This window comes from Burkholderia sp. MSMB1078WGS (genome assembly GCF_001528895.1).
Classification (GTDB): domain Bacteria; phylum Pseudomonadota; class Gammaproteobacteria; order Burkholderiales; family Burkholderiaceae; genus Burkholderia.
Genome location: NZ_LPDI01000025.1, coordinates 342,602 through 367,208, shown reverse-complemented (window position 1 = coordinate 367,208; position 24,607 = coordinate 342,602). Strand labels below are relative to the sequence as shown.

The following is a 24,607-nucleotide window of genomic DNA, read 5'->3' as shown; positions in this document are numbered from 1 at the left end:
GAGCGAGGCTGGCCGTGGCCGCGCCGTCGGTCATGCCGGTCGGTCCGGCAGTGCGGGTCGGCAGCGGTGGCCGGACCGCCGCGATTCTGCCAGCAGCCGCTCGCGTAGGGTTGCTAACGGACTGTAAAGGATCGTCAGACGAAAATCGCGCAGCGGAATTTGCCGTGTGGGCGCAGCGGAATCGGCACGCAAATCGCCGATTGCTGCTCGAACCGTGCGAATCCGGTTGGTTCGGCTGACCACGCGCATCCTCGACGAGCAGGCCGACGAGATCGCGTGCGAAGCGCTGCAGCACATCGGGATCGGCGACGCGGATCTGCAACCGGCGCTCGCCCGGTCGCCTTCGAGCGCGACGAGGCGCAGCGCCATCGTCTTCGCATGACGGCGCGCGGTGCCTGCGGGCAGTACGCCGACGTTCTCGACGATCATCCTGCAGGCCGTCTCGAAGTTGCTGACCTGGATGCGCCCACGCGGCATGCGCTGCATGTCGGCGGCCGCGCGTTTCGGGAAGGCGCGGATCGCGCTCGCGTCGTGCAGGCCGATGGCGTCGCGGTCGAGCGTCGCGACTAACGTCGTCGATGCATGGCCGCGACGCCGGGTGGATGGCCGATCATCGCGCGAAGCCGTACGGCGCTGCACCGCCGGGCGCGACCCGTCGTCGCGGCCGGGATCTGTGTACCATCGTGCGTATGGCGCGACACGCGGCACCGGGCATCACGGCCCGTGCGACGCGCGTCGCGGAAGCGGTAGTGCAACGAAGGCGAACGTTCCATGCGAAGTTTCTTTGTCCGGTTCATTGCAATCGGCGTGCTGTTCCATCTGTATGTCGGGATGCGGATCATTCCCGATGCGTTCGTGTCGCCGCTCGCGCGCACGATCGCGGCGCTCGTGCTGGCGAGTTTCGTCGTGTTGATTCCGGTCGGCATGTTCTCGCGCCGCTTCGACGAAGGATGGGCGGCGACGCTGGTCGGCTGGGCCGGCGCGCTCGCGATGGGCTTCTTCTCGTCGCTGCTGGTGCTGACGTTGCTGCGCGAAATCGTGCTGCTCGGCGTATTCGCGTGGCGGCATCTCGGGCATGACGGCGCGTGGAGCGGCGCCGCGCCCGACACGGCGCTCGGCGTGCTGGCGGCCGCAGTGCTCGTGACCGCGATCGGGTTCGTCGGCGCGCGCCGCACGGCGGCTGTCAAGCGCGTGTCGATTCCGGTCGCGGGGCTGCCGGCCGCGCTCGACGGGCTGACGATCGTGCAACTGTCCGACATCCACGTCGGGCCGACGATCAAGCGGCCCTACATCGAACGGATCGTGCGTGCGGTCAATGCGCTCGACGCCGACCTCGTGGTCGTGACGGGCGATGTGGTGGACGGTTCGGTCAAGCGCCTGCGCGAACACACGGCGCCGCTCGGCGAGATGCGTTCGCGGCACGGCACCTTCCTCGTGACGGGCAACCACGAGTACTACGCGGGTGCGCATGCGTGGATCGACGAGTTTCGTCGTATCGGGCTGACGGTGCTGCTGAACGAGCACGTGCTGATCGAGCGCGGCGGCGCGCGGGCGGTGCTCGCGGGCGTCACCGATTTCACGGCGGGCGGATTCGATCCCGCCCATCGCAGCGACCCGGCGCAGGCGCTGGCCGGCGCGCCGCGCGACGTCGGCACGAAGATCCTGCTCGCGCACCAGCCGCGCAGCGCGGAAGCGGCGAACCGCGCGGGCTTTACCGTACAGCTGTCGGGGCACACGCATGGCGGCCAGTTCCTGCCGTGGCCGCCGTTCGTGCGACTGCAGCAGCCGGTGATCGGCGGGCTGAACCGCTTCGGCGACATGTGGCTGTATACGAGCCGCGGCACCGGCTACTGGGGACCGCCGAACCGCTTCGGTGTGCCGTCCGAGATCGCGCTGATTCGACTGACGCGCGGCTAGCCGATGGCAGGGAGGCGGCCGTCGCGCGATACGAACGCGCATCGCGATGCACCGCGGCTTCCTTTCGGCCTTTCGGCTACGAATGACAGCGCATGGCGGCGCGCGGCGCCGTTGGCTAGTATGCAGACATGCGTCGTTCGCTTCGTTCCTCACTCGTTCCTGCCGACATGTCCACGCCCGATCTCTTCGCCGATACGCCCGTGCCAGACGTGGATTGGTACCCGGACTGGCTCGCACCGCCCGACGCCGATCGCGCGCTGGCCGCGCTGATCGACGAGGTCGCGTGGCGGCAGGACACGATTCGCACGCCGCGCGGGCGCATTCCGTTGCCGCGGCTCACCGCGTGGCAAGGCGAACCGGATGCCGTGTACGTGTACTCGGGCATCCGCAACGTAGCCGAGCCATGGACGCCGGCCGTGCTCGGGCTGAAGCACGCGGTCGAGGCGACGTGCGGCGTGCGCTTCAACAGCGTGCTGCTCAATCGCTATCGCAACGGGCTGGACAGCCTCGGCTGGCATGCGGACAACGAACCCGAACTCGGCGATGCGCCGGTGATCGCGTCGGTGAGCCTCGGCGCGATGCGCGTGTTCGATCTTCGCCATCGCGCGACCGGCGTCACGCATGCGTACCGCCTCGTGCATGGCAGCCTGCTCGTGATGCGCGGACGCACGCAGGCCGAATGGCAGCACCGCGTGCCGAAGGCGCCGGCCGTGCAGGGCGAACGCGTGAACCTGACCTTCCGGCGCGTGTCGATGATGGGCGGATAGATCGCGCCCCGTTTCCCGAGCCACGAAAGGGCGATGCAAGCAATTGGCCTGGCGTGCGGCACGTTGCCGCACGAACGCGATGCCGGGCGGCTCGGCGTGCCGCTGAGGCCCGTCCCGCAAGGCTTTCGGGTAGATGCGATCAACCGCCCGGTTCCGATAGGTGAGTGAAACCTCTGATGGTGCGTCGCAACAATCCGTGAATAAACTGTCGAATGACAGAAACGCGTCGGCGTGCCGGCGCGACCTTTTCGATATGCCTCCGTGCGCTGCCGATGCAGTGCGCAACGGGGCAGGAGCAAAACGCGTGACCGTACTCGACCCTTCCTTCGCACCCTCGCTGCACGTCTTCGAGCAAGACGGCGGATGGCAATGGGCGCTGACGGTGAAGCGGGCGACCGGCGTTGGCGTGAAAGTCGTGGCGTTCAGCCGGGAAGGCTTTCGCGGCGAAGCCGAGGCATACGCCGCCGGCCAGCTCGCCCGCGCCGAATATGACGCCGCCGTGACGGCCTGACGCCGTCGCGCGATCCCGCCCGAGGATCGCCTTCACCGTCGGCCGCTCGCTGGCGGGCGGTGCTTTCCCGATCGTTTTCCGTCTTTCGTCTCGTGCCCCGCGCGATGCGCGCATCGCGCGGGCGGGCGCGCCTGTTCGCCCGCGCCCGCCGCGCCAAATGGTCCGTACCATTCGACACGTGCGTGCCATACGTCGCGCTTAACGTCCGGGCATGGCGTCCGTCGCGCTGGCGACGCGGCCTGCGCCGCGGCTTGGACGCCGGACGCCGACCCATCGACGAGAATGATGCAGGTCATGTGCGACGACAGAACCGACTACCACCACCCTGCGTGCGGCGGACCGCGCCCGACGCGGGCGCCGGAACGGGGATTCACGCTGATCGAGGTGCTGATCGCGCTGGCGATCGTGGCCGTGGCGCTGGGCGCCGTGATGCGCGCGATCGGCGCGCTCGCGTCGGACACCGACACGGCGCGCATGCGTCTACTCGCGTTGTGGAGCGCCGACAACGCGCTCGGCGAGATCCGTATCGCATCGGCCTGGCCATCCGTCGGCGCGAACACGTTCGCGTGCCCGCAGGGCCGTTACCGTTTCGTGTGCCGCCAGTCGGTGGCCGCGCTGCCGAGCCCGCTCGTGCGGCGCGTGACGGTGAGCGTCTATCCGTCCGCGTCGAGCCGCAACGTGCTCGCCGAAGTCGTCACGGTGATCCAGAATGAAGCGCGCCGCTGAACGTCGCGGGGCCGGGCGCGCCCGTGCCCGCGGCTTCACGCTGATCGAGATGCTGGTCGCGATCGCGCTGCTCGCCGTGATCGCGCTGCTGTCGTGGCGCGGCCTCGACGCGACGATTCGCGGGCGCGACGATATCGCGTCGAATCTGGCGCAAACGCGTCTGCTCGGCCGTTATTTCTCCCAGTTGCAGTTCGACCTGATCAACCTCGTGACGGCCGACGAGGTGTTCGGGCCGCCGCTGCGCATCCGGCCGAACGAGCTCGTGATGGTGCGCCATCTCGGCGTCGGCGGCGGACCGGCGCAGATGCAGGTCGTGCGCTACCAGCTCAAGGGGCGCGAGCTCGTGCGCAGCGCGTCGCAGCCGCTCGCGTCGCTGGCCGACGTGGAGGATGCACTGAAGCACATGGATGCGTTCGCGCGCGTGGTGGTCAGCAACGATGCGCGGACGATGCAGCTTTCCGTGTGGATTCCGCCGGGCGGATGGACGACGAGCCAGACGGCCATCGAGCAGAGCTATGCGCAGTTTCTCGCCCAGCACGGCGTCAGCAACATCACGTCGCTCGGCATGCCGCTGCCGCGCGGCGTGCGTTTCGCGGTCACGATGGGCGCGCCGGCAGTCGAATACGTGCGGACGATCCCGATCGGCCAGTGACGGCGGCGCGGGTCGCTCGCGGCGCGCAACGCGATCCGTCCCCCGGACAAAATGGTCCGTAACTTTCGTCATACGTCTGTTATTACCCGTCCGTTAGTCTCGTGACGAGCATGACCGCTGCGACCGGCTCCATCGAACCGGGACGGCGGCGGCATCGGCAAACGGGAAGGGGGCGAACGTGACGGTCGAGCACCGGCATGATGCATACGCGGGCGCGTCGGGACTCGATGCGCGCGGTCAACGGCAATCGGCGGCGATCCTGAGCCGCGCACAACACTCGCACAGCGCCGGACGGTTCGATGACGCGGCGCGCGACTATCTCGCCGTGCTGGAGAAGGAGCCGGACAACCCCCAGGCATTGCACCTGTACGGCGTGCTGCAGTTCCAGCGTGGCGCGGCCGACGCCGCCGAAGCGTTGCTGCGCCAGTCGATCGCGATCGCCCCCGGTACGCGCGCCCTGTCGGATCTCGGTGCGATCGCCGGCGAGCGCGGCCGTGCGGGCGAGGCGCTCGAGCATTTCGCGGCCGCGCTGCACACGACGCCCGACGACGTGCAGACGCTCGTGCGCCGCGGCAACACGCTGCTCGGATTGCGACGCTATGGCGACGCGCTCGCGTCGTTCGACCGTGCGCTCGCGGTGTCGCCGCTCGTCCTCGATGCGTTGTGCAATCGCGGCAGCGCGCTGCGTGCACTGCACCGCTTCGACGAGGCACTCGATACCTACGACCGCGCACTGATGGTCGATCCGCGTTCGTTCGAATCGTGGTTCAACCGCGGTCTCGTGTTGCGCGAGCTGCAGCGGCCGGCCGATGCGCTGCAGTGCTTCGAACGCGCAAACGCGATCCGGCCCGGCCTGGCCGCGATCATGGCCGAGCGCGGCCGTACGTTGATCGATCTCGATCGACCGGGCGAGGCGCTCGACGCGTTCAACGAAGCGATCGCGGCCGATCCCGCGCGGATCGACGTGCTCTACAACAGCGCGGTCGCGCTCGAACGACTCGGCCGCGCGGACGAGGCGCTGGCCCGTTGCGAGCGCGTGCTGGCGTTCGATCCGGATCATGTCCGCGCCCATGCGAGTCGCGGCAACGCGCTGCTGCAGCTCAAGCGCTACGACGATGCGCTGGCGGCCTATGCGCGCGCGCTGGCGCTCGCTCCGCACTCGGTGGAGACGTTGTGCAACCGCGGCACCGCGTTGCGTTACCTGAAACGCTACGACGAAGCGCTGGCCAGCTACGACGCCGCGCTTGCGCGCGACGCGGGGTTCGCCGAAGCCTGGACCAACCGCAGCAACGTATTGCAGGACCTGCATCGCTACGACGAAGCGATGGCGTCGCTCGACCGTGCGCTCGCGCTGCGTCCCGATCACGCGACGAACTGGCTCAACCGCGGCAACCTGTATTTCGAAACGGCGCGCCCGGACGACGCGCTCGCCGCGTACGACCGCGCGATCGCGCTTCGTCCCGACTACGCCGAAGCGCATTTCGCGCGCGCGTCGCTGTATCTGATCGAAGGCGATTTCGCGCGCGGCTGGCCCGAGTACGAATGGCGGCTGCGCGACGCGCAGTTGGCGCGACACTACCGGCCGTTCACGCAGCCGGCGTGGCAGGGCGACACGCCGCTCGACGGCCGGACGGTGCTGATTCATGCGGAACAAGGGTTCGGCGACACGCTGCATTTCTGCCGCTATGTGCCGCTGGTGGCCGCACGCGGTGCACGGGTCGTGTTCGAGGTGCAGCCGCAATTGCGCGCGCTGATGGCTTCGCTGCCCGGAGCGGTAGACGTGATCGCGCGCGGCGATCCGCTGCCGGCGTTCGACTGCCAGGCGCCGCTGTTGAGCCTGCCGCATGCATTCCGCACCGATGAAGCCACGATTCCGTCTGCCGGCGCCTATCTGCATGCCGACCCGCAGCGCACGCGCCAGTGGGAGGCGCTGCTCGGCGAACGGCGCCGGCCGCGGATCGGGATCGCGTGGGCCGGCAATCCGGAGCATCGCAACGATCACAACCGGTCGATCGATTTCGCGCGGCTCGCGCCGCTGTTCGATCTCGACGTCGACTGGATCAGCCTGCAAAAACCCGTGCGCGAACGCGACGCGGCGCTGCTCGCGCAGGCGCCGGTGCTTCGCGTCGACGACGAACTCGGCGACTTCGCGGACACGGCCGCGCTGATCGGCGCGCTGGATCTCGTGATCGCGGTCGATTCCGCGGTCGCGCATCTGGCGGGCGCACTGGGCCACGCGGTGTGGGTGCTGCTGCCCGATCCCGCGGAATGGCGCTGGATGCGGACCCGCGGCGACAGCCCGTGGTATCCGTCCGCGCGGCTGTTCCGGCAGGCTGCGCCGGGCGACTGGACGGGCGCGATCGACGCGGTGCGTGCCGCGATCGCGCCGATGACACGTTAGACACGACACGCGACACGAACAGCGACAAGTGGGGGCCACACGATGACACCGAACGGGGAAGGGACGACACTCGCGAGCGCGCCGGTCGCGCCGGATCGCCGTCCGCCCGACGCCGCGCAACTCGACCGGCTGCTCTTGCGTGCGCGCAAGGCACACCACGACGGCGCGCTGCAGCATGCGGAACACGCGTATACCGAATTGCTGACGCTCGATCCCGAGCATCCGGAGGCGCTGCACCTGCTCGGCGCGGTGCGCTTCCAGCAAGGGCGGCTCGCCGATGCCGAACCGCTGATGCGGCGCTCGATCGAGCGCCGGCCGGCGCCGCTCGTGCTCGCGAATTACGCGGCGGTGCTGACCGGGCTCGGGCGCGAGCACGACGCGCTCGCGCGGCTCGACGAAGCGCTCGCGATCAATCCCGTCCATCAGCGCGTGCTGTTTCAGCGTGCGGGCCTGCTCGCGCAACTCGCGCGGTACGACGACGCGTGTGCGGTCTACGATCGGCTGCTCGAGCTGACGCCCGGTTTTGCCGACGGCTATGTGAAGCGCAGCGACATGCTGCGCGCGCTCGGCCGCCACGACGACGCGCTCGCCGACTGCGATCGCTCGATCGCGCTGGCCGGGCGTTCGTTCGACGCGATGCGCGGGCGCGGCCTCGCGCTGCGCGAACTCGGCCGCTTCCGCGATGCGGTCGACAGCTACGGCCACGCACTCGCGCAGACGCCCGGCAGTGCCGAGGTGCTGTTCCTGCGCGGCGTCGCGTATCTGGATCTGCACGAGCCGGAGCGCGCGCTCGCGGATTTCAACGCGGCGATCGCGGCGAGCCCGACCTTCGTCGATGCGATCTTCAACAGTTCGATCGCGCTCGAGCAGCTCGGCCGGCACGACGAGGCGCTCGTGCGCTGCGACCGCGTGCTCGCGATCGATCCGCGCCATGCGCGGGCACTGGCGAACCGCGGCAATGCGGCCAGTCATCTGGAGCGCTATCGCGACGCGATCGACAGCTATGCGCGCGCGCTCGACGTGGAACCGGGTAGCCCCGGCGTGCTGTGCAACTATGCGAGTGCGCTGATGCGCGTCGAGCGTCACGACGACGCGCGCGACATGTGCGACCGCGCGCTGGCGCTTGCCGAAAACTATGTGCCGGCCTGGTTCACGCGCGGCCGCGTGGCGCTCGAGACGCACCGCTACGCGGCCGCGCTCGACGATTTCGTGCGCGTGATCGACGCGACGCCGCGCGACAAGCTCGCGCACTTCCACAAGGGCAATGCGCTGCGCGCGCTGCGGCGTCACGACGACGCGCGGCAGGCGTATGCGGATGCGATCGACATCGATCCCGACTACGTGCTCGCGCATTGCATGCGTGCGTTCCTGTGTTTGTCGATCGGCGATTTCGAAGCCGGCTGGGCCGAGTACGAATGGCGCTGGCGCGACACGCAGCTCGACGCGAGCCGGCGCACGTTCGCGCAGCCGCGCTGGACGCACGGGATGCCGCTCGACGGCAAGACGATCCTGCTGTACCCGGAACAGGGGCTCGGCGACACGCTGCAGTTCTGTCGCTACGTCCCGCTCGTGAAGGCGCTCGGCGCGCGCGTCGTGCTCGAAGCGCCGGTCGAACTGAAGACGCTGTTCGCGACGCTCGACGGCGTCGACACGCTCGTCGCGCGCGGCGAGCCGCTGCCGCCGTTCGACTTGCATTGCCCGCTGCTGAGCCTGCCGCTCGAATTTCGCACGGACCTCGCGTCGATTCCGGCCGGCATACCGTATCTGGCCGCCGACCCCGTGCGTGTCGCGCAGTGGCGCGAACGGCTCGGCGCAGCGACGCGGCCGCGCATCGGCCTCGTGTGGTCCGGCAACCCGCTGCACCTGAACGACCGCAACCGCTCGATGACGCTCGCGGATCTGCTGCCGCTGTTCGACGACCGTTACGAGTGGATCAGCCTGCAGAAGGTGGTCCGCGACGACGATCGGCCGGTGCTCGACGCGAGCGCGGTGCGCTTCGTCGGCGACGCACTCCAGGACTTCGCCGATACGGCGGCGCTGACCGCGCTGATGGACGGCATCGTCAGCGTCGATACGTCCGTCGCGCACCTTGCCGGCGCACTCGGCCGGCCGCTCGCGCTGATGATTCCGCATACGCCCGATTTCCGCTGGCTGCTCGATCGCGACGACAGCCCGTGGTATCCGTCGGCGCGGCTGTTCCGCCAGCCCGAGGGCGGGCAGTGGGCGCCCGTCGTCGAGCGGATCGCGGCCGAGTTGCCGGCGCTCGTCGGCGGAGGCGCGCGATGAGTGTGCGCCGCGACGCCGCGCCGATGGCCGGCGCCGTACCGGGCGCCGTGGCCATGCCGCTGCATGCGGTGCTCGCCGACGCGCTGCGCAATGCGCGCACGCGTCTCGAACAGCGCGACTTCGCGGGGGCCGGACGGCTCTACGAAGGCGTGCTGACGATGGCGCCGGATCATGTCGAGGCGCTGCACCTGCTCGGCCTCGTGCATCTGCAGCTCGGCGATCCCGCACGGGCGGAGCCGCTGATCGCGCGCTCGATGAAGTTCGGATTGAACCAGCCGTGGAACCTGGCGAACCACGCGGCGGCGCTGACCGGTGTCGGCCGTCATCGCGACGCGCTCGCGCTCGCCGATCGCGCGCTCGCGACCGATCCGGACCATGCACCGTCGCATGCGGCACGCGGCGATGCGCTACTCGGGCTCGGGCAATACGATGCGGCGCTCGCGGCGTACGATCGGGCGCTCGTGCGCGAACCGGCGCACGCAACCGCGTGGCGCAAGCGCGGCGAGACGCTGCGGCGGCTCGAACGGCCCGCCGATGCGCTGATCAGCATCGAGCGCGCATTGCGGATCGACCCGAACGATGCGGCCGCGAACATCGAGCGCGGGCATGCGCTGCGCGCGCTCGGCCATCGCGAGCAAGCGCTGCACAGCTACCAGCTCGCGATGGTGGTGCGCGGCAAGACACCCGAACTCGTCTACGCATGCGGCGTCGTGATGACCGAACTCGGCCGCCCGGCCGACGCGCTCGCGTGTCTCGACGAAGGGCTCGCGCGGCTGCCGAAGGACGAGCAGTTGCTGTACGCGAGTTGCGTCGCGCTGGATCTGCTGCACGCCCGCGACGAATTGCTGAAGCGCTGCGACCGGCTGCTCGCGCTGAATCGCGGCCACGTCGCGGCGTGGGTCGGGCGCGGCAATGCGCTGCTCGGGCTCGAGCGTCATGCGGAAGCCGCCGAAGCATATGCGGAAGCGCTGGCACGCAATCCCGACGATATCGACGCGCGCCGCAACCGCGCGGCCGCGCTGCGTGCGCTCGGCCGGTTCGACGACGCACTCGCCGATTACGACGCGGCGCTGGCGCTGACGGGCCCGCATGCGGAGCTGCATTACAACCGCGCACTCGCGCTGCAGCAGCTCGGCCGCTACGACGAAGCGCTCGCGAGCCATGCGGCGGCGGCCGGCGCGCCTGCGGACACGGCGCAGGCCTTGTTCACGCGAGCGCTCGCGCGCCAGCACATCGGCGACGACGACGCGGCGCTGACCGATTACGCCGATGCATGCAGGCGCGATCCGAATCACGGCGCCGCGCGCCGCTCGGAGGCATTCTGCCGGTTGCTCACGGGCGATTTCGACGCGGGCTGGCGGCAGCACGAGGCGCGCTGGGAGGCGGCCGATGTGATGCTGCACCGGCGTCATGCGGACCGGCCGCTGTGGACCGGCGACGACCCGCTTGCGGGTCGCACGCTGCTGCTGCATGCGGAGCAGGGCTACGGCGACACGCTGCAGTTCTGCCGCTACGCGAGCCTGGCGCACGACGCGGGCGCGACCGTGATCGTCGAGGCGCCGGCCGCGCTCGGCGAACTGCTCGGCACGCTGCGCGGCGTGAGCCGGGTCGTCACCGAAGGGCAGCCGATGCCGGCGTTCGATCTGCAGTGTCCGCTGATGAGCCTGCCGTACGCGTTCCGCACGACGCTCGATACGGTACCGGCCGACGTGCCGTATCTGCGCGCCGATGCGCGACGGCACGCTGCGTGGGTGCAGCGGCTCGATGCACTTGCGCCGTCGGGCCGATTGCGGGTCGGGCTCGCATGGTCCGGCAATCCGCGCCATGCGAACGACGAGAATCGCTCGATACCGTTCACCGCGCTCGCGCCGCTCGTCGAGTGCGGTGCGCTCGACGTGACGTTCGTGAGCCTGCAGCCGCAGGTGCGGGCTCGGGACGCCGATGCGTTCGCCTCAAGCGGCGTGCTGTCGTTCGCGGACGCGCTTACGGATTTCTCCGAAACGGCGGCGCTGGTCGACACGCTGGACCTGGTGATCAGCGTCGACACGTCGGTCGCGCATCTGGCCGGCGCGCTCGGGCGGCCCGTCTGGGTGTTGCTGCCGCGCGTGCCGGACTGGCGCTGGCTGCTCGAACGCGACGACTGCCCGTGGTATCCGTCCGCGAGGTTGTTCCGGCAGGCGCGGCCCGGCGACTGGCCGGCGGTGGTCGAGCGGGTGGCTGCCGCGCTCGGCGAGGCGGCTCGCACGCGCGCCCAACCGGCGTGACCGGCCTTCCATGACAAAAGCTACGGACCTTTTCACGGCGGCCGGAATGGTCCGTAACAGTCGCCATGTCGCTGCCATTCGCGCTTCGTATGGTCTTCGGATTCCAGCGGCCTGTTTCAGGCGCAACGACATGTGCGGCGCCCGACCGGCGCCGCATGCAAATTCCTAGCATCGGGGTGGAAAGAATGGCAGCACGCGCACGTACGGAACGGCAACCTCGCGCAACGGCCTCGCGGTCGGTCCTGAAATCGGAACTGAGCCCGCTGTACCGGGCGGTCGTGCTGATGCTCGCGGCGGGCGTGTCCGCGCATGCGCACGGGGCGGGCATCATGAACCTCGGGCAGGCCACCGCGCGTGCGGCGGGCGGCGGCGCAGGCGGTGCCAGCGGCATGCCGGGCGTGCCGAATCTCGGCGTGTCGCCGCAGCAGGCGCTGCAGGCCAGCCAGCCGTCGATCCGCAACCTCGGTTATGCGGCGCACGCGATCGCCGCGCAGATCGCCGCGCAGCAGAATGCGGCGGCCGCGGCGGCGAAGCTGCCGTCGACCGTGCCGAACGGGCTGGCGCCGGGCGGGCTGCAGGTGGCGGCGGGCGCGTCGGGCGACACGAATAATCCAGTGCTGTGGTTCAACGCGAACGCGCCGACGCAGAGTACCGACGCGAACGGCCACGTGAACGTGGACGTGAAGCAGACCGGGCAGAACGCGGTGCTGACGTGGGAGACGATGAACGTCGGGCGACAGACGACGCTGAATTTCGATCAGTCGGGCGGCACGCAGACGAATGGGGCGAACAACTGGGCGGTGTTGAACCGGGTCAACGATCCGAGTGGACGGCCGAGCCAGATTCTGGGGAACATCACCGCGCAGGGGGCGGTGTACGTGATCAACCGGAATGGCGTGCTGTTCGGCGCCGGGTCGCAGGTGAACGTGCATTCGCTGGTGGCGTCGTCGCTCGATGTGTTGAACATGAACAATTACAACCAGGCCATGCAGAACAGGGTGCCGGTTGTGACGGACAGCAGCCTCGCGCAGGATGCCGCGGGGATCGTCGCGAGCAACAAACAGTTCCTGAGCCTGCCGGCCGGGACGACGGGCGGACTCGCGTATGCGGAGTCGGGCAGTTCGGCCGGGGTGAACGGCAACAGCACGGTGCCGAACGAAGTGCTCGGGCTGGGCAACCAGGTCAACCTCACGTCGGCCAGCCAGTATCAGCCGTGGGGCGACGTCACCATCGAGCAGGGCGCCTCGATTACCACGCACGCGAACGGCAATGTGAGCGATGGCGGCTTCGTGATGATCGCGGCGCCGAACGTGACGAACGCGGGGCATATCAAGGCGACGGACGGCCAGGTGGTGCTCGCGGCCGGTGTGGGGGTGAGCCTGCGGCCTGCCGGCGGGCTGCAGATCAATCCGCAGGTGCTGCTGCCGGAGCTCAGCGGAAAGATCGCGCTGCTCGGCCCGAACGGCCAGACGACCGACATCACGCCGGCCGGCACGCTGACCAATACCGGCATCGTCGAGGCCGCGCGCGGCAACGTGAACCTGCTCGGCAGCCGCGTCGCGCAGAACGGCGTGGTAGGCGTGACGACGAGCGTCAACTCGCCGGGCACGATCACGATTTCCACGGTCGACGAATACCAGTCCAACAATCCGACCGGTGCCGGGTATCTCGGGCAGGGGATCGTGACGACAAGCCCGCAAAGCACCGGCAGCACCACGAATCGCGCCGGCCTGCTGAGCTTCGGCCCCGATTCGGTGACGGCCGTGATGCCGGACGGCAACGGCCAGACGACGCCGTCGACACCCGGCGCGACCTTCACGCCGGGCAGCATCGGGATGACGGCCGGCTCGGTGTGGTTCCAGGGCGGCTCGCTGATCGAGGCGCCCGGTTCGAAGGTATCGGTCGGGGCGCTGACGCCGTCGGCATCGGCATCGGGTGCCCAAGCGCCGGCCGGCCAGACCGCCGTGCAGGGCCGGATCTATGTCGACAGCGGCGCGACGATCGACGTGTCGGGTCTCGCGAACGTCGAGGTGCCGATCGCGCAGACGCTCGTGACGGTCGATCGCATCGGCCAGAACGAACTCGCCGATTCACCGCTGCTGCGCAACGGGTTTCTGTTCGGGTACAAGAATCTCGTGTTCGACAGCACGCTGACGGGCACGCGCAGCGACGGCGTGCCCTGGGTCGGCAGCCCGATCCTGAACCTGTCGGGCTATGTGAACCTGATTCCGCGTACCGTCGACCAGTTACTGACCAACGGCGGTTCGATCACGTTGTCGGGCAACGAGGTGATGACCGCGACCGGTTCGTCGATGAACCTGAACGGCGGCTACGTGCACGTCGACGGCGGAATCGTCAACACGACGCGGCTGGTCGACGCCAACGGTGCAATCGTGCCGATCGACAAGGCGAGCCCGTACGACACCTACGTCGGCGTCGCGGGCCAGTTCACCGAAACTCATCCGCGCTGGGGCGTGACGAAGTCCTGGTACAACCCGCTGCAGACGGCGGGCACGTATCAGGGCGACTACATCGTCGGCGGCAACGCGGGCACGCTCGATATCTACGGGCTGCAGTCCACGGTGCTGGACGGCGACATCAGCGCGCAGGCGTTCGGCGGCGCGAAGCAGATGCAGGGCAACAGCCTGCCGAGCGGCGGGACGTTCAACCTCGGCGCCGATCCGAAACTCGACGGCGCCGCACTGGTGTACCTGACGTCGAACAACAAGGAGGTTGCGTCGGGCACCGCGGGCCTGGTCGTGCTGCAGGACAAGGCGCCGCAACTCGCCGACATCGCGCCGGGTTTCTCGATCGACACGCCGCTCGACCAGACGGCGCTGCAGGCGTTGCCCGCGACGGATCCGCGCAATGTGCTGACGACCACCGTGGTGCCGGTCGCGACGTTGAACAACGGCGGCTTCGCGAACCTGAACGTGACCGAGGACAAGGCGGGCGGCAAGGGTGTCGTGGTGCCGCAAGGCACGCAACTGAACTTGCAGCCAGGCGGCTCCATCACCATCAACAGCCCGGTGACCGGTACCGACGTCAACGTGGCCGGCCGCCTGTCCGTGCCGTCCGGGGTGATTTCAATCACGAGCGGCGGCAACGTGATCGTCGGCCCGCAGGGTGCGATCAGTGCCGCGGGGCAGTGGGTAAACAACGACGTGCAGGCGGCACCGGGTACGACGCCTGGGAACAGCCAGTTCATCAACGGCGGCAGCATCACGCTCTCCGCGTTGCTCGGATCGAACGTCATCGGCGGCGCGCTGGTCGGCGACACCACGGGTTCGGTGCTGCTGCAGCCAGGTAGCGTACTGGACGTATCGGGCGGCGGCGAAATGCTGTCCAACGGCCAACTGCTGATGCAGAACGGCGTGCCTGCCGGGCGCGGCGGAAACGTGACGTTGCAGACGTATTCCGCGACACCGACGAAACAGTTTGTCGGGGCGGACGGCGCGCCGACCTTGCCCACCGCACAGCCGACGGCCGGCACGGTCGCTCTGGACGGCACGATCCTGAGCGAAGGGTTTTCGGGCGGCGGCACGCTGACGCTGCAGGCGCTCGGATTCCGGATCGGCGGCGCCGAAGCCGCCGCGTCGCCATGGGACGTCTATCTTCCGGAAAGCTTCTTTGCACGGCAGGGTTTCGGCAAGTATGTGCTGAATGCGTACTACGACACGACGGTTGCGCCCGGCGCGTCGGTTGCCGTCACGCAATTGAATCGCATTCCGGACATGGTCGCGCTTCAGCAGGCGGCCACAGGCGCGAATCTGGCGGCGGGCGGCCTGACCACGATCGGCCAGCTCGATGCCTATCACCGACAGGCAACGGATCTCGTTTTGACGGCCGGCAACGATACGTCGTGGCGGCAGGGCCAGCGTCCTACCACACCGTCGTATCCGGGCGTCACCGGTGCGGTCACGCTGTCGGAAGGCGCATCGATCCACGCGGATGCCGGTGCGAGCATCGGCCTCGGGTCGCCGGCGCAAGTCACGGTACTCGGCTCCATCGTCGCGCCGGGCGGGTCGATCACGCTGAGCGCGGACGGGAGCGGTACGAATGCGCAGGCCGGGCAGCTCAGCACCGGTTTCATGAGCGCGAGCCAGTCGGTCTGGCTCGGCGCGGAGGCTTCGCTCGACGTATCGGGCACGGCATTGGCCAATCCGCTTGCGGCGCCGGTCAAGATCGGCGCGACGACGGTCGTGCCGAACACGGGCAAGGTGCTGGCGGGCGGCTCCGTCACGATGTCGAGCGATACGGGTTACGTGGTGGCGCAGTCGGGCTCGAGGATCGACGTGTCGGGCACATCGGCGACATTCGACCAACTGCAGCCCAATGGCACATACGCGTCGCAGCCGGCGTGGAGCGACGCCGGCTCGATCACGCTGTCGGCGGCGAACGGCCTGTTCGCGGATGCGACGCTGGCCGGGCGTCCGGGCGCCGCGCAAGCGCGGGGCGGCACGCTGACGATCCTGCCGAGCCAGGCGGACCCGCGGAGTAACGGCTCGACCGCCACCGCGCTCGTCGTGCGGCAAGACGGGACATTCGTGCCCGCGGGCCTGATGCCCGGGCAGAGTTTCTCGTCGGCGATCGACTCGACCACCGGCTTGCCGATCGGGCAGTCGAGCGGCGTCATTCAGTTCGCAGCCGATCGGCTCGACGGATCCGGCATCGCGAATCTGGTATTGGGCAGCGGTACGCCGCCCAACGGTGCGCAGGCAACGCCGATCCTGTTTGCCGGCAACGTCACGCTGTCGTTGCCGGAATCCGTGACATTGAACACGGAGCGCGTCGCCGCCATCGGCATGGGGCAACTGTCGTCGCTGTTGTCGACGCCCGCGCGCAAGGCCGACGGGACGCTCTCGGCCGCCGTCGACGGCTTGCTCGCGCAACCGCAGCCGTCGTTGGGCACGACCGTCGAGATCGATGCGCCGTACTTCGCGTTGTCGGGGCCGCGCATCCAGTTACAGTCGCCTCAGTTCAAGCCGGTCGCGGCCCTGTCCGATGCGACGCTGAACGTGAACGCGTCGTTCATCGATCTGAAGAACCAGGTTCAGCTCAACAATTTCGGCCATGCGAACTTCACGAGCAGCGGCGATATACGCCTGAGCTCGGCGAACGCGGGCCAGTCCCAGGCGGCCTCCGGGGCGGGGATGCTTTATACGCCGGGCAACCTGACGTTCAAGGCGGCGGACTTGTATCCGGCGACCGGCAGCACCTTCATTATCGACGCGGTCGGCCCGACCGATTCGGCTACGGGCCAACCGGCGCCGACGACGGTTACCTTCGCGTCGAACGGCGTATCGGACACGCCGTTGTCCGCAGGGGGCGCGCTGCTGGTCGACGCGACGAACATCGTGCAGGGCGGCACGGTGCGCGCGCCGTCCGGCACGATCGTATTCGGCGTGGGCGATCCGTCGAATGCGGCGACGCAGGCCCAGTTTGGCGGGTTGCCGCTGGTCGCGACGGATTCGGTGAAATTGGCGAGCGGAAGCGTGACGTCGGTCTCGAACGGCGGCTTGGTGATTCCGTACGGCACGACGATCGACGGGGTCGAGTGGCAGTTCAATCCGCTTGCCGGCAACACGACGCCCGACCTGAGCGCGCCACCCGCGAAATACGTGGGCGTGAACGGCAGCAATGTCGCGCTCGACAAGGGCGCGACGATCGACCTGTCCGGCGGCGGCGACCTGCAAGCCGCCGAATGGGTGCCCGGCACCGGCGGCACGCGCGACGTGCTGTCGCAATACAACGTGAGCTATGCAAGCGGCAAGGGCGGCACGGCCGTGCCGGTCAATGTCGGAGCCGGCAACGTTTATGCGATCGTGCCGGGCAAGCAGTTACCGGTCGCGGCGTATGACCCGATCCTCGCGCAGACGACACAGCCTTCCACCAACGCAAACGGCACGGCAACGACCGCGACGGCGACGATGGGCGTCGGGCAGGCGAGCCTGACCGACCCGGTCGGCAAGGCCGTGTATCTGTCGGGCGTGCCGGGGCTGGTGCCCGGCTACTACACGCTGCTGCCGGGCAAGTACGCGACGTTGCCGGGCGCGTATCGCGTCACAGTGTCGAACACGGCCGGCAATCTCGTGCCGGGCGCGAGCCAGGTGCTGCAGGACGGCACGGTCGTGACGGCCGGCTATTTCGCCGACGCGTTGACGGGTAGCCGAAGCGCGACGCCGACGCTGTTCAACGTGCAGTCGAACAGCGTGTGGCAGCAGTACTCGCAATACACGCTGACGGGCGCGAACGCCTATTTCACGAAACTCGCCGCGACGAAGGGCAACGTGACGCCGCCGCTGCCGGTGGACGGCGGTCAGCTGGTGCTGGCGGCGACGAAGGCGCTGACGCTCGGCGCGACGCTGAATGCGGCCGCCGGCGCGGGTGGCGCGCCGGCCCAGGTCGACATCGCGTCGCAGGAGATCCAGATCACCGGTAACGGCAGCGCGGCGCTGCCCGGCTATCTGCAGATCGGCAGCGACGCGCTCGATTCGCTGAACGCGGGCAGCCTGCTGATCGGCGGCACGCGCGCGGCGACGACGAGCGGCGTCACCATCACGCCGATCGCGAACAGCGTCGTCGTGTCCAACGACGGCGACACAGCGCTGAAGGGCCCCGAGATCCTGCTCGTCACGAAGACCGACGGCAGCGGCACCGATCCGAACGCGGCGAACGGCCTGCGCGTCGATGCCGGTGCATCGATTACCGCGCAGGGCGATTACCCGGCAGCCAAGGATCAGCCGATCGCAATCGCCGGCGACGGCGCGCTGCTGCGCGTGTCGAACGGCGCGATGGCGCCGCTGTCGCGCACCGGCGGCACGGGCACGGGCCTGATGTCGGTTGGCGCAGGAGCGACGCTCACGGGCGGCCAGGCGCTGCTGCTCGATTCGTCCGGAGATCTGAAGGTCGATCCGTCCGCCGTGCTGTCGGCCAAGGCGATCACCGCGGACGGGTCCGCGATTACGTTCACCAGCGCGAGCGGCGCGTCGGCGGCGAGCCTGCCGGGCTTCGTCGTCGATCCGGCCGGCCTCGCACAGTTCGCGAACGCGCAGCAGGTGACGCTGCGCAGCTACGGCGCGATCGGTTTCGTCGGCGACGTGAACGCGACGTTCGGCAACAGCGTCGATCTGAGTGCGGGCACGTTCACGAGCGATGGCGGCCACGTCACGCTGAATGCGCAGCAGGTCGCGTTCACGAACGAGATGGGCGCCGCGCCCGGCACGGCGACGGCCGGAAACGGCACGCTGACGGTCAACGCGAAAGAGATCGACTTCGGCACGGGCACGAAGGCGGCAAGCGGCTTCGGTTCGGTGGTGATGAACGCGACGGGCGGCATCGTCGGCCAGGGTACCGGCACATTCGACTTCGGTGCATTGCCGGTGACGCTCAATGCACCGGTCTACCTTGCCGATACGAGCTCGGCCGCCACCGTGAAGACCACGGGCGCACTGACGCTGAACGGCGCGTCGGGCACGGCATTGAAGCGCGATGCGGTCGGCGGCGCATGGACCTTCATCGGCGGTACCGTCGTCGACAACGGTGCGACGATCAGCGCGCCGGCCGGCAATGTGACGCTCGAAGCGACGACCGGCAACCTGACGGTCGGCGGCGGATCGACCGTCAGTTCGGCAGGTGTGTCGAAGCAGTTCTTCGACGTGACGCGCTACGCGCCGGCCGGTTCGATTGCGCTGACGGCCGATGCCGGTACCGTCGACGTGCAGTCCGGCTCGACGCTCGATTTCTCCGGGGCCACTGGCGGTGGCGCGGCTGGCAGCCTTTCGATGTCGGCGCCGCAACAGGTCGTGAACCTGAACGGCGCGATCAAGGGCGGCGCGGCGAGCGGCTATGCGGGCGGATCGTTCTCGCTCAATACGGGCGGCGCGGCCGATCTCGATGCGCTGTCGAAGACGCTGGCATCGAGCGGCGTGAACGAGGCGATCACCGTCCACACGAAGACAGGCAACCTTACGCTGTCGCAGGGCAACACGCTGACCGCGCACTCGGTGCTGCTGACGGCCGACGGCGGATCGGGAAGCTCGGCCGATACGGCGAACGGCAACGTGAACGTGCTCGGGACGATCGACGCGTCCGGCAAGGCAGGCGGCGAGATCGACCTGTACGGCCGCAACGGTGTGGACATCGAAGGTTCGCTGCTGGCGCGCGGCTCCGATCCGAACCAGCGCGGCGGCAAGGTGAATATCGGCACGACCGCAATGTTCGATCCGACGATCGTCGATGCAAACGGCAACTCGGTCGCGTACAACGCAACCTATGGTTACGAGAACATCCTGCGTGCGAACGCGGGCGCGATCACGCTCGGCGCGAACGCGCTGATCGACGTGTCGGGCGGGACGGCCGGCGGTTTGTCCGGCGGCACGGTGAATTTCCGCGCGCCGCTATTGGCCGACAACGGCGTGAAGCTCAACCTGCCGGATACGTTCAACGACGGCAAGGGCATCGTCGGCTCGCGCGCGACGACGCTCGAGGCGTATGCGGTGTGGAGCACGACGGACGCGACGACGGGCGCGCAGCACTTCGACGGCGTCATCGACCCGGCGGGTTGGTATGACAAGAGCGGGCATCTGCTGGCCGGTACGTTTACCGCGCAGGGCACGTCTGGCACGCCGGCGACGTTCGCGTTCGCACCGGACGGGTCGGGTGGCGGCACGCTGACGAATCAGACTACCGGCGTGGCGACGAGCGTCACGCAGGTTCAGCTTCAAGGCGGCGATAAAGACATTGGTTTCGGCGGGCTGAACAACATGTATTTCGCGCCCGCGAGCGGCGGCGCGAACACGGATCACCAGACCTTCTACGGATATCAGAACGGCGATGCGTCGACCGCGGCGCCGGGCACGCTGATGGGGTTCGTACAGCACGGGCTCGATACGCTGGTCGATCCGTTTGCCGGCAGGAACATCGCGAATACGCGCATCGTGCCGGGGATCGAGCTCGATAACCCGAGCCCGGCGATCAACGGCGGCGATATTCAGGTGCTGACGAACTGGAACCTGGGGGCGGGTACATCGCCGACGAATCTCGCGTTCCGGTTCGACGGGCAGGCGCCGGTCGTGACGCTGCGTGCCGAGAACAACGTGAAGGTGAAGGCGAGTCTGTCGGACGGGTTCTTCCAGATCGCGAACCCGTTGGGTGGCGGGGGGACGATTCCGGTGCCGCCGTTGTCGACGTTGGCAGCGGCACAGACGATTTATGGCGCGTCGGCGGGGCACTATGGATACGGACTCGCGTTTTGGGCGACGAACTATGGCTTGGCGTCCGGTCCGGGACAACCGGTCGGAGGGGCGCCGGATGAAATTGCCGAATACTATACGCTTTACACGACTTATTCGGGTTTCCTGGATCAGACGTCAACGTTGCAATGGTCGGACAAGAACTACAGCAATGTAGAGAACATCTGGTTAATGAGGGGGAGCAACTCCAGCACGATGCTGCCAGGTCAACCGGTGGCTCCGATCGCGCCGACCGTAGCCGAACAGGCATCGAATCCGGGATCCTATCTGATCTACCTGAATCAGTACCAGAAGTATCTGTCAGAATCAATCCAATACGTGGTCCAGCATCAGAATCAATTCCCACTTGTGATTCCCCTTGCGGCACCGAGCGTTCAGCCTGTATCGGTAATTGCAACAACAACGATCAGCGCGCCTGCTTTAACGGACAATTCGCCGGCCCCGACGTCCATTGCGACTATTCCAATTCCGCTTGCGTCGGCTTCGTTGACGGGTGGCTCGAGCAGTTCCTTCCGTGTAGTGGCAGGGGCGGATCTGAACAGCACGAATCCGCTGGCGCTTCAGGCGCGGACCGCAGGAAGCGGATCGAATGGCAAGAGCATGATCTTCGACGGCCATACGACGTTCGTCGACAGCAACGGTCTGGCAATTCCGGCGCCGACGATGATACGCACCGGTACCGGTTCGATCGATATCGCGGCTGGCAATGACATCGCGCTGTTCGACAGCAGTTCGATCCAGCCGAACAGTCCTGACATAACCGTTCCAGGCGTGATTTACACCGGCGGCGCACCTGCGGCGGGAGCGCCGGCGTCCAGCACGGGCCTTTCGATCGTTCATGGCCTGAACAACAATCCGGATATTCTGGTCACGTCCGCCGTCAATCCAGACTCGGCCGGTGACATCACGATTCATGCGCAGGGCGATATCAAGGGCGCGGAGTATTTGACCGATGTGAACGGCACCGTGACCGGACGTCCGGGCGCCAACATCAGCCCGTTCTGGTGGCAGTGGATGCAAATCGGCAATCCGACCGGGATGGTCGGGGCGACCAATCCCGTATCGCAGACCGTACAGACGTCGATCAACTTCGGCGCATTCGATCAAGGCGTGTTGAGCGCGGGTGGCAACGTGTCCGTGTCGGCTGGAGGGAATATTTCCGACCTCTCGGTGTCGGTGCCGACCACGTGGTATTTGACCGGTACCAATACCGACAACCCCACGGTCAATACGGTCGGGGGTGGCAATCTGTCGGTGCGAGCCGCAGGGGACATTCTGAGCGGCGGCTATTTTGTCGCGAAGGGAACAGGAACGATCACGGCAGGCGGGAAGGTCGGGTCCGATATTGCGGTGCCTTCGTCATTCGACGGCCAGCCTCCCGTAACGATGGATACGCTGCTGGCGACACAGGACGGCGTGCTCGACGTAAGCGCGCGACAAGGCGTCAGCATCGGGCGCGTGTTCGATCCGTCGTATGCGCAGAGCGATGCGCTGTTGTCTGCGTACAAGCAGCAGGCCGACATGAAGGGCTATTCGTCGACGTCCGCCGTCAACATCGTGTCGACGACGGGTGACGTTGCGATCGGCACGCTCTCGGGGGTCAGCCTGATCGGCGGCGGGGCGCACAATTCAAATGTGCCGGGGCTGAACGACTTGTCGTCCGTGCTGCCGGCGTCGATGAGCCTGACTGCGCTTTCCGGCGGCATCACGGTGGCGGCGAGCGGGATGCTCTATCCGTCGGCCCTTGGCGACCTGAGCCTGATCGCCGACCAGTCGATCAATCTGTCGACGGTCAACGGATTGGTTGCCAACGGGTTTCCTGCGTTCGGCATGCTCGACGTCGACCCGTCCGCGATGCCGTCACCGGTGAAGCCGAATGTTGCCATCGCGAGGCCGACGGTTCCATCGGCGGCGGCTCATGATCCGGTTGCCCTGCATGGCGACGATACGGTACCGGCGCGAATCTACAGTTTGAACGGCGATATCGTCGATGGTGTTCTGCAGGCGACCGATGTTAACGCTGGTTTCTACGGAAATCTGGTGCCTGTCGCGATAGACAAGCCCGCTTTGGTTCAGGCAGGGCGTGACATCGTGAACCTGTCGTTTTTCGGGCAAAACCTGCGCAAGTCGGATGTGACGCGGATCGTCGCAGGACGGGATATCTACGACACACCGCTCATACATAACGTCGACGCGGTTATACCGGTGCTGGCGCTAGGCGGGCCTGGGACATTTGATATCCAGGCGGGTCGAAACATCGGCCCGCTGACGAGTCAGGCGCAAGCTTATGCGTCGCTGGGTGACGGAAGTTACCTCCGTGAGGGGATTCCGACGGGGATTGACGCAATCGGGAATGCAAACAACCCGTATTTGCCCCATGAAAGTGCGAGCATCAATGTGCTGTTCGGTGTTGGGCCGGGCATCGACACCGCCTCGTTCGTCTCCACGTATGTCGATCCAGCGAAGTCCGTGCCGGGTGTTTCCAGCGCGACGCCCGCGCTCGTTACGTTCATGGAGCAATACGAGGCGGGACTCTCGGTCGACACGGGGCTGGTCAACGATCAGCCAGCTATCAAGCCGTTGAGCGCGGACGAGGCCTGGTCGAAATTCAAGGCGCTGCCGCAGTATGTCCAGCAGCTCTTTGCCGAGCAGGTGCTGTTCAAGGTCCTGACCAGCGTCGGCGAGGATTACAACAATCCCACCAGTCCGTACTATCAGAAATACGCGCGCGGCTACGAGGCGCTCAATACGATGTTTCCCGCTTCGCTGGGCTACACGGCCAACAATCTCGGCGGCGGCAGCAACGGTGCGAACAAGTTGATCGATACGGGCGACCTGGACATTCGCAGCACGACCATCCAGACGCAGCAGGGCGGTAACGTATCGATCCTTGGCCCGGGCGGGCAGGCGCTGATCGGGAGTACGTCCGCACCGCCTCAGATCGTCAGCAATGGTACCGGCAAGACGATTGCCGGGCCCGGAACAATGGGTGTCCTCACGCTCGAGAAGGGTGACATCAACATCTTTACGGACCGCAGCGTGCTGCTCGCCCAGAGCCGGATCTTCACCGAGCAGGGTGGCGACATGACGATCTGGAGTTCGAACGGCGACATCAACGCGGGCAAGGGTGCGAAGTCGTCGGCCGACACGCCGGCGCCGCAATACGTATGCGACGCGAACCACTATTGCACGGTCGATGCGCGCGGGCAGGTCACGGGCGCGGGCATTGCAACGTTGCAAAGCGTGCCGGGTGTGCCGATCGGTACGATCAACCTGATCGCACCGCGAGGTACGGTGGACGCGGGCGATGCCGGTATTCGTGCCGGTAATCTGAACGTTGCGGCATTGCGCGTGGTGAATGCCGACAACATTCAAGTGACCGGCAAGGCAACCGGCATCCCGCTCGTGCAGGCGGTGAATACCGGTGCGTTGACGGCCGCGAGTGCGGCTGCATCGGCCGCCACTCAGGTGGCGCAGGATATCGCGAAGAACAACGCTCCCGGAGGCGCGGTGCGGCGCTGGACGATTTCGGTGCAGGTCGAAGGGTTCGGCGATGCTGGCGGAGACGGCGCGAAGAAGCACAAGCAGCAGGTTGGCTACGATTCGTCGAACGCGGTGTCGGTTCTTGGCTTCGGTCAACCCGGAGCTACACAACGAGCCACGTTGACATCGGAGGAGCGTAACAGGTTGGGCAAGATCTGATCGAGCGAAGTGTGCGCGACGCGGGCTACCGGTAGTATTGGCGCCCGCGTTTTTTTGTATGCGGTCGCCGCATGGATCGTTTGATCGAAGACGGATGAGTGTCCCCCGTGATTCGGATGCTTGCCGT

10 protein-coding genes are annotated in these 24,607 nt (G+C 67.6%); 9 read left to right on the top strand and 1 reads right to left on the bottom strand.

What is annotated here, in order from left to right; all coding sequences use genetic code 11:
- Positions 1-30 precede the first annotated feature (30 nt).
- Complete coding sequence (locus tag WT24_RS35230; protein WP_257127438.1) at positions 31-639, bottom strand: hypothetical protein; 609 nt, start codon at positions 637-639, stop codon at positions 31-33.
- 132 nt (positions 640-771) lie between these two features.
- On the opposite strand from WT24_RS35230, the gene WT24_RS06410 reads away from it, so the two are divergent.
- The 9 genes from WT24_RS06410 (at position 772) to WT24_RS06370 (ending at position 24,480) form a co-directional block, all read left to right on the top strand.
- A complete protein-coding gene (locus tag WT24_RS06410) occupies positions 772-1,917 on the top strand; it encodes a metallophosphoesterase (protein ID WP_060032016.1) in 1,146 nt (381 codons plus the stop codon).
- A 167-nt stretch (positions 1,918-2,084) separates the two neighbouring features.
- Complete coding sequence (locus tag WT24_RS06405) at positions 2,085-2,684, top strand: alpha-ketoglutarate-dependent dioxygenase AlkB (protein WP_179949318.1); 600 nt, start codon at positions 2,085-2,087, stop codon at positions 2,682-2,684.
- 304 nt (positions 2,685-2,988) lie between these two features.
- Positions 2,989-3,195: a hypothetical protein gene (locus tag WT24_RS06400; RefSeq protein WP_034204546.1), complete on the top strand. Its 207-nt coding sequence runs from the start codon at positions 2,989-2,991 to the stop codon at positions 3,193-3,195.
- A 294-nt stretch (positions 3,196-3,489) separates the two neighbouring features.
- The gene (gene gspI / locus WT24_RS06395; protein ID WP_059500348.1) at positions 3,490-3,921 is read left to right on the top strand and encodes a type II secretion system minor pseudopilin GspI; all 432 of its coding nucleotides are present in this window, start codon (positions 3,490-3,492) and stop codon (positions 3,919-3,921) included.
- Positions 3,905-4,573 carry a type II secretion system protein J gene (locus WT24_RS06390; protein WP_059789687.1) on the top strand — a complete coding sequence of 223 codons (669 nt, stop codon included), beginning with the start codon at positions 3,905-3,907 and terminating at the stop codon, positions 4,571-4,573. Before gspI ends, WT24_RS06390 begins: the two co-directional genes overlap by 17 nt.
- A gap of 178 nt (positions 4,574-4,751) precedes the next feature.
- The gene (locus WT24_RS06385) at positions 4,752-6,974 is read left to right on the top strand and encodes a tetratricopeptide repeat protein (RefSeq protein ID WP_060032009.1); all 2,223 of its coding nucleotides are present in this window, start codon (positions 4,752-4,754) and stop codon (positions 6,972-6,974) included.
- A gap of 42 nt (positions 6,975-7,016) precedes the next feature.
- Complete coding sequence (locus WT24_RS06380) at positions 7,017-9,260, top strand: tetratricopeptide repeat protein (protein WP_060032004.1); 2,244 nt, start codon at positions 7,017-7,019, stop codon at positions 9,258-9,260.
- Between the two features lie 23 nt (positions 9,261-9,283).
- Positions 9,284-11,524, top strand: a complete 2,241-nt coding sequence (locus WT24_RS06375) for a tetratricopeptide repeat protein (RefSeq protein ID WP_060032112.1) — start codon at positions 9,284-9,286, stop codon at positions 11,522-11,524.
- A 185-nt stretch (positions 11,525-11,709) separates the two neighbouring features.
- Positions 11,710-24,480, top strand: a complete 12,771-nt coding sequence (locus tag WT24_RS06370; protein ID WP_082742105.1) for a filamentous haemagglutinin family protein — start codon at positions 11,710-11,712, stop codon at positions 24,478-24,480.
- The last annotated feature ends 127 nt before the right edge of the window (positions 24,481-24,607 follow it).